13 protein-coding genes are annotated in these 11,332 nt (G+C 38.3%); all 13 read left to right on the plus strand.

Going from position 1 to position 11,332, the window contains the following annotated elements:
* The first annotated feature begins 82 nt into the window (after positions 1-82).
* The 13 genes from BMZ41_RS09960 to BMZ41_RS10015 all read left to right on the plus strand — a co-directional run bounded on the left by BMZ41_RS09960 (position 83) and on the right by BMZ41_RS10015 (position 11,255).
* Positions 83-3,100, plus strand: coding sequence for a lantibiotic dehydratase (locus BMZ41_RS09960; protein WP_090529223.1), 3,018 nt, complete (start codon positions 83-85; stop codon positions 3,098-3,100).
* 10 nt (positions 3,101-3,110) lie between these two features.
* Positions 3,111-4,913 (plus strand): ABC transporter ATP-binding protein, encoded by a 1,803-nt coding sequence (locus tag BMZ41_RS09965; protein WP_090529227.1) that lies wholly within the window; start codon positions 3,111-3,113, stop codon positions 4,911-4,913.
* A 4-nt stretch (positions 4,914-4,917) separates the two neighbouring features.
* Positions 4,918-6,207, plus strand: coding sequence for a lanthionine synthetase C family protein (locus BMZ41_RS09970; RefSeq protein ID WP_090169706.1), 1,290 nt, complete (start codon positions 4,918-4,920; stop codon positions 6,205-6,207).
* 130 nt (positions 6,208-6,337) lie between these two features.
* Complete coding sequence (locus BMZ41_RS09975) at positions 6,338-6,511, plus strand: gallidermin/nisin family lantibiotic (protein ID WP_090169704.1); 174 nt, start codon at positions 6,338-6,340, stop codon at positions 6,509-6,511.
* Positions 6,512-6,577: 66 nt separating this feature from the next.
* Complete coding sequence (locus BMZ41_RS09980; RefSeq protein ID WP_090169702.1) at positions 6,578-6,754, plus strand: gallidermin/nisin family lantibiotic; 177 nt, start codon at positions 6,578-6,580, stop codon at positions 6,752-6,754.
* Between the two features lie 73 nt (positions 6,755-6,827).
* Positions 6,828-7,004 (plus strand): gallidermin/nisin family lantibiotic, encoded by a 177-nt coding sequence (locus tag BMZ41_RS09985; protein ID WP_090169700.1) that lies wholly within the window; start codon positions 6,828-6,830, stop codon positions 7,002-7,004.
* A gap of 73 nt (positions 7,005-7,077) precedes the next feature.
* Complete coding sequence (locus BMZ41_RS09990) at positions 7,078-7,254, plus strand: gallidermin/nisin family lantibiotic (protein WP_090169698.1); 177 nt, start codon at positions 7,078-7,080, stop codon at positions 7,252-7,254.
* Positions 7,255-7,380: 126 nt separating this feature from the next.
* Positions 7,381-8,082 carry a lantibiotic protection ABC transporter ATP-binding protein gene (locus BMZ41_RS09995; RefSeq protein ID WP_330388870.1) on the plus strand — a complete coding sequence of 234 codons (702 nt, stop codon included), beginning with the start codon at positions 7,381-7,383 and terminating at the stop codon, positions 8,080-8,082.
* Positions 8,079-8,819: a lantibiotic immunity ABC transporter MutE/EpiE family permease subunit gene (locus tag BMZ41_RS10000; protein ID WP_090529232.1), complete on the plus strand. Its 741-nt coding sequence runs from the start codon at positions 8,079-8,081 to the stop codon at positions 8,817-8,819. The genes BMZ41_RS09995 and BMZ41_RS10000 overlap by 4 nt, the downstream gene beginning before the upstream one ends.
* A complete protein-coding gene (locus tag BMZ41_RS10005) occupies positions 8,816-9,511 on the plus strand; it encodes an ABC-2 family transporter permease (RefSeq protein WP_090529234.1) in 696 nt (231 codons plus the stop codon). Before BMZ41_RS10000 ends, BMZ41_RS10005 begins: the two co-directional genes overlap by 4 nt.
* Before the next feature lie 217 nt (positions 9,512-9,728).
* Positions 9,729-10,385 carry a response regulator transcription factor gene (locus tag BMZ41_RS10010; protein WP_090529236.1) on the plus strand — a complete coding sequence of 219 codons (657 nt, stop codon included), beginning with the start codon at positions 9,729-9,731 and terminating at the stop codon, positions 10,383-10,385.
* An 89-nt stretch (positions 10,386-10,474) separates the two neighbouring features.
* Entirely contained in the window at positions 10,475-10,639 is a 165-nt protein-coding gene (locus tag BMZ41_RS15650) for a hypothetical protein (RefSeq protein WP_155942184.1), read from the plus strand.
* Between the two features lie 4 nt (positions 10,640-10,643).
* Positions 10,644-11,255 (plus strand): Fic/DOC family protein, encoded by a 612-nt coding sequence (locus BMZ41_RS10015; protein WP_090169689.1) that lies wholly within the window; start codon positions 10,644-10,646, stop codon positions 11,253-11,255.
* Positions 11,256-11,332 lie beyond the last annotated feature (77 nt).

Genomic DNA, 11,332 nt, shown 5'->3' on the forward strand with positions numbered 1-11,332 from the left:
GCTTGATAATTTCTTGATAATTCTTCGTTAAACTGCATCCATAACATAAAAACAGTAAAAAAATACTAGGAGAGAATAAATCATGAAAAAAATTTATAACTGCGAAAAGAATTATATCTATCGCACACCATTGTCTCCTGCGGAGATGAAGGAAACTGACGAAGGATTATTGGAACTGTGTTCCGATAAAAAATTTCTGGAAAAGGTGAGAATCGCCAGCCGAGGACTGTATGAAAGCATGTGCTTGCTGGTAAAAGAGCCAGAGACATTTTCAAAGAAAGCCCGAAGGGATGTATTGACTTCTGTCTACAAGTATTACGCCAGAGCAACTCGTAGAACAACGCCTTTTGGATTGTTTGCAGGAGTTGGTGTTGGAAGCTTTGAAAAGGAAGGAAGCCTTGCTGATGTTCAACATACCAGCGAAAAGCACATCCTTCCAGATGCCAAATGGTTGTATGGTTACGTTGAGCAATTGGAGCGAGAATATACCAAGAAGCTGGCATGGAAAATAACAGGAGCAGCCGCACATGATGGTAATCGAATCACATTGATTTATACCAACGAAGATTCAGCGGATGAGAAAAGTATTCGAAGCACACGAGTATTTGAAATCGTAGAAAACTATGCTACCGAATATACTCCATACGAAACCTTGGTTAAAGCCATTCGAGACATCTACATTGATGTAGGTGATGAAGTTATCGATCGTTATCTGATGGAATTGGTAGAAAATCATATTTTGGTATCTGTTTTACGACCTACCTTGGAAGAAAGAAAACCTATGCACTATTTGCTGGAGACATGCAAGAAGTACGGTGTTGGTGATGTTAATGCGTTGGAGGATATCGTATCAGGATATGAGGAATATGAAGATACCGACATCGGAGAGGGCATAGACATATATGAAGAGCTTCAGGAGAAGATGCATCATTTATATGATAGTGATGAATGTCTTCAGGTAGATACCATATTACAGGATAACGGAGTCGTTCTTGGATATGACATGAAAACTCAAATTGAAGATTTAGCTAACTTTTTTGCAGCATTATCTGCAAAGTGCAGTATAGATCATAGAGTATTGGAACAGTATCGAAATCGATTTTTAGAGAAGTATGGAATGGATCGAGAAGTGCCGGTGTTAGAGATGATGGATGCAACCATCGGGTTAGGCGCTCCTTACGGTTATACCAATCCTACGGATTATCAGACAGTTAATAATATTAGTTCAACTACAGATGAAGCAGTGAGAAAGTACCTGACCATGCTGTATGAAAACGCAATCGAAAATGGAAAAGAGATTCGACTGGATGATTCAGGATTAATTGAGCTTCTGGGTGATGTGGAACCAAATAAAACCTTTGATTCCTTTGATTTATATTTCAATTTGACGGAACAGGATGGTACATACCGACTGGAGTATAACGGCAGTGGTGGCTCACCTATTGGAGGAAGTACCCTGGGAAGATTTTCCATTCATGATTCTCGTATACGTGAAATGTTGACAAACATTCAAGACCGTGTGGAAAGAGAGGGTGAGAAATCCTGCGAGATTCAGTTCTTGCCTGCAGATACACGACATGGAAATGTATGTCGATCATGCACTGGAAGAGATTACGTCATGGGCCCTTGGGTGCAGCAGGATAAGGAGATTAGAGTAGAGGATATCGTTGTTGGTGTTTGGAATAACCGCTTCTATGCGAAGCATATTAAGACAGGTGAGATTATTCGCTTTGGAAGCAGCAACATGTTTAACAAGATGCTCTATCCAAACGTATATCGTTTCTTGCTGGAAATTCATAATGATGATGCATATACATGGTTTGACTATCCTTGGAATCGTCTCTTCAAAGATTGTAATCATATACCAGCCTTATTCTATAAAGATATCTGCGTTACCAGAGAGTGTTGGAATTTATCAGCTCAACAGATGGGCCAGCCACTTAAGGGCTTGACGGAGGAAAAATTCGCAGAGGTATATAAAGAATACGCAGTAAAACATCATATACCAACAAAGATTCGACTGGTGCAAACAGACAACAAGATACAGCTGGATACTTCTAATCCATGGGGAATGAAGACTCTATACGATATTTTTAAGAAAAACCCACTTAGTTCCTTAACTATAGAAACCAGTGGTCATGAAGAGATTGCTATGGGTGATGGTAAACATACCATGGAAATTATTGCCAATATAACAAAACGAGAAAAGTTAATGGCTCCAATTTCCATACCAGAAAAGGAAGTTCTGGCCAGAGAGACTTATCTGAAAACACCATTGCAGCAATGGTTGTATTTCAAGGTTTATTGTAAACAATCTCGCGAAGAGGAGATGATTACCATGGAGCTGAAGGAGTTTGCCAAAAAGCTGGAGGAAGAACGTGGTATAAGCCACTTCTTCATGAGATATGTAGATGTGCGTACGCATTTAAGAATTCGTTTTGGAGGTCAGTCAGAGAATCTATACCGAGCAATGCCAGAAATTCTGGCTTGGTTCAATCGACTGATGGCACAGAACCTGGTGGGAGATTATTCCATCGGAATATATGAGCAGGAGACAGAAAGGTATGGAGGAACAGATCTTATACCATACGCGGAGCAATTATTTGTTGCGGACAGTAGTGTAGTAGAGAATTTATTGTTGCTTCGTAGAATGGGACGGACGAAGCTTGATGCCTTCACATTGACAGTAATATCAGTTTTAAAATATACACAAGAATTTTTTGATACAGTTGACGAGCAACTGGATTTCCTTGAACAGTTTCACGTAGCTACCCACCTGGGTGCCTTTAAAAAAGATAAAAATGAGATGCTGAAATTGTGCGATATAGAACAAAATTGGCAAGGGTTACGTTCAGGTGAAAACGCAGCTGTGATGCCAGTTATTGATATGAGAAATCACGCAATCTACCAGTATAGAGAACAATTGGAGAAGCTGGGTTATGAAAAGAAAAAGGAAATTTTATACAGCGTACTCCATCTGCACTGCAATCGCATGATGGGCATTGATCGCGAGGCAGAAGCTAAGGCTATGTGTTATGCCGAGGGCATTCTACACGCCAAGAAATATCAACTGACACAAGCTCAGGAAGAAATTGCATAGGAGAAAGAAAATGGAGGAACAAAAAAAAGTAACATTTGGGGATATTTTAAAGGCAATGAAGCAGTTGCCTGGAACAATAGATATTTTATCCTCAGTAGATAAAAAATTATTTAGCTTTCTAGTGTTTTTCAGTTTGCTGTCAGGTGTATTGCCTGTGGTCAGCATACTGATTACACAGGGCTTGATTAACTCAATTGTAGATGTAGCAAATCGCTCGATGCAGCGTACGCTAATTCTGGTGGGAGCATTCATAGGATACAACGTTTTATCCTATCTCTTATCTGAGGTCACATCATATGTGACCTCCATCTATCAATACAAATTACAATATGGACTTCAACACCGCATGATGAGCGAGTGTTCCAAGATGGAACTGAAGAACTTCGAGCAGGCACACACTTATGACAAGGTAGAGAAGCTTACAACAGAGATAGGCTATAAACCGTACCAGATGTTTATGGCGGTAATATCTATATTTACCTCAACAATGTCTTTAGTGTCTGTGCTCACTATTCTTGTGATGTGGAAGCCATTTGCAGCACTTGGCATGTTAATAATTCCAGTTTTGGCTGTATTGTACTACTTACGTATTGGTCAGAAGGAATTTGATATCATGTGGAACCGCGCCAGTGGCGAGAGAAAATTATGGTATTACAACCATCTTATGACACATGATTTTTCATTTAAGGAAATGAAGGTATTAAACATAAGTGATTATATCCTTGAAAAGTTCAAGGAGGCTTCTGATGGATTTGTAGTACAGAATAAAACAATTCTTAATCAGAAAACCTTCTTCAACGTGCTTTATGGTATTGCCATCTATCTCTTAAGTGGAATAGTAATTGGATTATCAGTAGTAGATGCTTATTTAGGACACATATTGGTAGGTAATGTAATGAGTATTATTCGTTCTGTATCAATGGTACAGAGTGAATCCAGAGGCATCATGACAGGATTATATATTATTTACAGCTGCTCGCTTTACATGCAGATGCTGGAGGATTTTTTAAAAGAAAACCACAAGGAGCAGTCTGAAGTAACACCAATAGATGACACCATTCAGGAAATTTCAATGAATCATGTAAGTTACTCTTACGATGGCGAGCACAATGCACTTGAAGATATAAATTTAAAGTTTAAGAAGGGTAAGCGCATCGCTATTGTGGGACCTAACGGTTCTGGTAAGAGTACATTGTTAAAGCTGATGGTAGGTCTTTATCGACCAGAAAAAGGAGATATTAAGATCAACGGAGTTAAAAGTACGGCTCTTGATACTGCAAGCTACTATCAACGTATATCAGTATTATTCCAGGACTTTGTAAAATACGAATTATCATTAAAGGAAAATGTTGGCTTTGGTGATATTAGAAACATGGATAGTGAGGAACAAATCAGAGAATCCTTAAAGAAGGTGGGCACACCTTTCCTAGAGGGAGAGGATGGCAATGCAAACTTACAGATGCAGTTGGGCAACTGGTTTGAAAATGGACGAGAGCTTTCTCAGGGACAGTGGCAGAAGGTGGCACTTTCTCGTATCTATATGAAGGATGCAGACTGCTACATGTTGGATGAACCAAATGCAGCGCTTGATACTTTGTCAGAAAAGGATGCCTTTGACCGTTTCTTCAGACTGTCTGAGGATAAAATGGGTATTTACATTTCGCATCGTTTGTGTGCAGCAAAGAAGGCAGACGAAATAGTGGTAATGCAGCAGGGGCACGTGGTTGATGTAGGAACCCACGACCAGTTAATTGAACGCTGCAAGGTATATCAGGATATGTATGAAGCAGAAAACTATGCAGAGGCAGGTTAATTAAATGGATAAAAACGAAGTTGTAAAAATAACAGTTGAAAAGCTTATGAATTACGAGGAAATGAAGGCATTAATGGAGGATCCAGCCAACAGCCGCAGTGCCTTAGGAGAGGTTATTCCCTGGGACCACCGCTCACTTTGCGCTGGTCTTCCAGGCATAAGCCTGGTATTTTCTCAGCTGCTGGATGAAGCAGAGGATGACAGAATGGAGAAGGTGGCAAAAGACTTTATCGCAAAGGCAGTAGAGCAGTGTAATAGAGATGGCTATCCAGATCTAAGTCTACACAATGGAATGGCTGGTTTGGGATTGGCTATTACATCACTGGCACAAAAAACAGGGGGTTACGAGAACGCACTTAAGACCATTAATGGCGCAATTGCAGGTAATTCCAAGGGATTAATTGCCAGAGTAGATGCAAAAGCAATCGTTGGATATGACATTATTTCTGGTCTTGCTGGTATAACCAGCTATCTGCTTTTACATTTGGATGACGATGTTATTTATCATACAGCCGAGGGATTTGTAGATGCGTTAATTCATTTTACTTTAGGGGAAGGAGGATGGTTGGTGCCACCACAATATCTCTTTAGCGATGATGAACGAATCATGTATCCTCACGGTGCATATAATTCAGGGTATGCCCATGGCATTGCAGGTGTATTGGGAGTATTAGCGAAGGCTTATAAAAAAGGCATCAAGCGTCCAGGACAGCTGGAAGCCATCAAGTTGATTATGGATTACTATGAAAAATTTAAAATTCTTGAGGATGACCGCTTCATTTGGAAAGGGCAGTTGTCTTCAGAGGAATATGACGCTGTTATGGCAGGAAAAGCTAATCCTGGAGAAGGTGACTTTTTCCGTAGAGATGCATGGTGCTATGGTGCTCCTGGAATATGTTACGGATTGCTTCAGGCTACCGATGTAGTAACAGATGCAGATATTAGACTTATGGCTATGGATAACATGAAGAAAGCAATTCAGAAGCGAGATGCAAATTTTGCACCAACCTTTTGTCATGGCTATTCTGGTCTTTTACAGATTGCTAAGGCTTCACAAAATGTAGTGGGACAGTATTTTTTACAGGAAGAATGTGACGTCTTGGAAAAATTAATTTTAGATACCTTCGATAAGAGGCTTCCTTTCGGATTCTGTGATCATGAGTATAGTCCAGAGCTGAAAGATTTCAGAGATTATCATGAACCAGGACTTTTAAACGGAAGTACGGGGATAGTCTTGGCATTGCAGGATGATGGAAGTGGAAGAGGTGTATACCAAAGTGCTTTTGGATTATAAATAAAAAATTTTAAAAATAAATTTTAATCTTGATATTTTCTTGAGAATTGCTTGTTATATTTCTCTTGTCGATAAGGAAAGCGACAAATAAATATAGATAAAAAGAAAAAAATAGAAAGGAGGAAAACCAATGGCAAAATTAAAAAACGACTTTGATCTTGATTTAACAGTATCAAAGGATAATACAAAAAGCGCAGATGTGCAGTTCAAAAGCATATCACTTTGTACACCAGGCTGTCCAACAGGAATTTTAATGGGTTGTCATAAGTGCCCTTCAGGCAGCGACACAGTATATACCAAGTAATCGTAAATACGAACTAACAAGTAACTTAATAACAAAAATATTATTAGAAAAAAGGAGAACAAAAAAATGGAAAAATTCAACAACGATTTCAATCTTGATGTAACAGTATCAAAGGACGACACAAAGAAGGCAGATGTAAAGATTACAAGTAAGTCACTTTGCACACCAGGCTGTGTAACAGGTGTATTAATGGGCTGTAACAATAAGACAGCTACATGCAACTGCTCAGTTCATGTTGGATAATCAAAAATAGTAACTAACAAATAACTTAAAAACAAAAACACAAAAATTTATCAGAAAAAAGGAGAACAAAAAAATGGAAAAATTCAACAACGATTTCAATCTTGATGTAACAGTATCAAAGGACGACGCAAAGAAGGCAGACGTAAAGATCACAAGTAAGTCACTTTGCACACCAGGTTGTGTAACAGGTTTATTAATGGGCTGTGCTGGATCGTCAGCTACATGTAACTGCTCAGTTCATGTAGGATAATCGGAAATACTAACTAACAAGTAACTAAAAAAAACAAAACTAAAAATATTAATCAGAAAAAGGAGAACAAAAAATGGAAAAATTCAATAACGATTTCAATCTTGATGTAACAGTATCAAAGGATGACACAAAGAAGGCAGACGTAAAGATCACAAGCAAGTCACTTTGCACACCAGGTTGTGTAACAGGTTTATTGATGGGCTGCGCTGGATCGTCAGCTACATGTAACTGCTCAGTTCATGTTGGTTAATCGTAAACAGGAAAGGCTAATCAGTAGTTTTTACTGATTAGCCTTTTTTTTGAAAATGAAAATTCAATTTAAATCTTTAGAAAATCTTTAGAATTAGATTTTAAGATAGACGTAAATAAGGAGGAGATACAGATGATTTTAAGAACAGAAAATCTAACAAAAAAGTATTTTGGCTTTACAGCCGTTGAAAATGTAAATCTGGAAATTCCAGAAGGAAAGATTTATGGATTGCTGGGACCAAATGGAGCAGGAAAATCGACAATATTAAAAATGATTACAGGAATTGCGAAGCCAACCAGCGGAACAATATATTTTGATGAAAAGCCATGGACAAGAAAGGCTCTAGCCGATATAGGAGCATTAATTGAGATGCCTCCAATTTATCCTAACCTGACAGCATATGAGAACATGTTGGTGAAGGCAAAGCTTTTAGGGGTACCTAAGGAACGTATTCAGGAGAAGCTTGAGATTACAGGAATTGCAAAAACTGGCAACAAGAAGGCAGGAGATTTTTCTCTTGGAATGAAGCAGAGACTTGGTATTGCTTTAGCTTTACTAAATGATCCAAAGCTTCTTATTTTGGATGAACCTACTAATGGATTGGACCCTTACGGTATTGAAGAGCTACGTGAATTACTGAGAAGTTTTTCAAAGCAGGGAATTTCGATTATCATGTCCAGCCACATTTTAAGTGAGGTTCAGATGATAGCAGACGCAGTAGGCATTATTTCAGAAGGACATGTAGTATATCAGGGAATGATTACACCTGAGGATGATTTAAATGCTATTTTCATGGAGTACACAAAAAATAGGAGGTTAGTAGGATGAATTATGTAATCGCAGAAACAATTAAGACACGAAGAACAATACTAAGTTACTTTATATTTTTAGCACCAGTCATTAACGTAATTTTATGTTTCTTGATGGCAGGCTCATTAAATATTCAAACTTTCGAATTGTATTGGTGGTCTACATTTATGATTCCAGCATTAACAGCACTATTTTGCTCTGAACATGAACGCCAGAATAAAAAATCTGGAAATGACAAGATGCTTTACACCTATCCAATCGATCTTTACAGGTTTAGAAATGCAGGAATCGCAGCTCTTTCTGTAAAACTGTTTTGGGTATATTTAGCAATGGCAGTGGTATCTGTAGTTTCAACATTCTTTCTTGGAGTATTACGCATTTCCTATGGAGTTGCAGTAGGAAGCTACTTAATCCTTTATATTTGTAGTCTTTGGATGGTTCCTGCTTGCTTACTATTAAGCAGATACATGAACATCTATATTTTATTATGTGTAAACGTGGTATTGAATATTATGCTTCCAGCATTTGTGGCAGACACACCTCTTTGGGTAATTTGTCCGTACAGCTATGGACCAAAGGCAATCGAAGCACTCGCGGGTATCAAAGTATCAGGCGATTACATTGCGCCACAGGGAGTTAATCTTACAGTTCTAATTGCAGTGGCATTGTCGTTAGTGGTATTCCCTGCTTTATCTATTTGGGAATCTAAATTATATAACAGAGGATTTTTTGAGAAGAGGGTAAAGAGTAGATGATACAAGCACAGATAATCAAATTAAGACGTACACCATTCATTTGGTATCTTGCAATAACAACCATTGGTATTATTAGCATGTTTGTTTTATACAACCTGATATATGCCTGGAAACCATTGGGAGAGAGGTTACAGCTGTTATACGAGGTTTATGGGGTATTCCTTTCATTACTCCATGGACTGACCGTATTTTTCCTTATAAATCCAGAGGAACAGATGGCAAATATGTATCAGCTTCTGTCAGTACGGAGGAGAATAATGATGTTTCTCTCTCTTACGTTCATGGTGTGGGCAATAGAAACAATACGTTTAATTCTTACTTTTGCAGCAGTGGGAATTCAAACAGGAATTGCCTTGACAGGAAAAGACATCCTTTTATTTATCATAGGTGAAGCAATATTATCTGTAATCAGTATTCTGTTCCACTTGTGGGTGAATTTGAAGTTTGGCGTTGCCCTTTCCATGTTCTTTGCTGCACTTGAAGTGTTGCAGTCTGTAATGTATAGCAACATCGCCATTGTTGGAGGTTGGAGATACTTACCTACAGCCTGGGCAATGGAGTGGAAGAGTGATGTCGTAAATCAAACCTGGAATACACAGCTTCTTTTCTGGGGCAAATGCGTAATGTTGATTCTCCTTACAACTGCACTCTTTAGTGCGTGGTTTCAGCGCTGGGAAGGAAGAAAGAAGTGATAAAACGACAAATTATACTGGAACAAACGGTAAAAGGTTGGAGTTAGATGCATAGAATAGTGTAAAAAAATACAATTGAAGGCAATAAACGTGTTACTTCCGTCAATAACGTAAATATGGCAGGTCCCTTTGATAAGGTTATTACTGTAAACGACTAGTCTAAATGTAACGAACAAAAGAAACATTGTGGGTAATAACAAGAATAGGAGATCAGCATATGGAGAAGATTTTGATTGTCGGAGAAGATTTAGATTTAGAAAAAGAAATGTATACATGGCTTATACCAGATGGATATGAAGTTGAGGTGTTACGTTCTTATGAGTATGACCATCTTAAGAAAAAGAAGTTTGATTTGATTCTGTCTGAAATCCCAGAAGAGGGAGCAGACATCTATTACAAGGATTTGATTAACACATTTGATTGCAAAATAATTGCAATCGTTCGAGAAGAGGACGTGGATGAACTTCAGGAGTGTGGTGATGCAGGAGTTAGAGATTATATATTCATGCCAATACGTAAGAAGGAGCTTCTTACAAAGGTAAAGTGGCTGGTACAAAAAAATTCCTGTCAGGTAGAAAATTATTCCGGAGTTTTATTCAGCAATCAGGAATACAAGGTTTGTATTAATAATAAATGGATATACATGACCAGAAATGAGTATCGCATCTGTAAGACTCTGGCAAAGAATTCGGAACAGACTTTTACCAAGGATCATATTTATGATTTCATTTATGATTTGGAAAAGGATACTCAGATAGAAACAATAACAGAGTATATCTATTCTATTCGCAAGAAGTGCAAGGAAGTAGCGGTGAACCCAATAGAAACCATTTGGGGGTTGGGATATCGCTGGAATTACGAAGAATGTATGTGATATAATGAAAATAAATAAAGGATAGGTCAGGTTTTACTTAAGGCCAATAATTAATAACTGATTTTAAGCCGATAACTAAGGAGAGACTAATGTCTACAGACGAGAAGATCGCTAGTGTACAGGCATCCTTTGCTATGGAGGATATGATTCTCACTGCTGAGGAGATTGAGCGTGGGAGAATGATAATTGAAGATAAGGTAGATGTGGAAGATGTAGTTCGAGAGATTACATCCAGATATGTTTCAGTAGGATAAGCCTATGATGGATGAATATTACCGTTATGAGTACGAAGATAACGGCCAGTACTGTTATCCACATACTCACATTCTCAAGAACAAACTTGATATTCACGACAAGGATGAACTGTTCAAGGTGGAGCAGGAGCTTAGCTCTGCCAGATACTTTGAGCTTGTGAAGCATCCAATCCCTGGCGATTTTTCTTTAGACCACCTATGCGCCATTCACAGGTACTTGTTTCAAGATATATACGACTGGGCGGGAAAGATTCGCACAGTTGACATTTCAAAAGGCACGATTTTCTGCCTTACTCAGTTTATAGAGATAGAATTTAAAAAAGTTCAGGAGTGGCTCATAAATAATGAGTACCTTCAGGATGTACACGATAAAGAGGTAATGGCGAAGCGCTTGGCTTACCTAATCGGTGAGATAAATATGATTCATCCATTCCGAGAGGGCAATGGAAGAGCCCAGCGTGTGTACATCGAGTATGTTTGCAAAAACAGTAAGACCTTTGATATTGATTTTTCAAAAACTACAAAGAATGACATGATACTTGCCAGCAAGGAATCAGCGGTGTTGAACTACGAGCCTTTTGAGGAATTGCTGTATATATGTCTGGTAGAAATGTAAATGATAGTCTATTAAGAGGGAATGGTTGAATTAAAGCCATTCCCTCATACTTTATTCATAGAAATTTCATAGTTAAT

It is taken from the genome of Pseudobutyrivibrio sp. UC1225 (assembly GCF_900115215.1).
GTDB lineage: Bacteria > Bacillota > Clostridia > Lachnospirales > Lachnospiraceae > Pseudobutyrivibrio.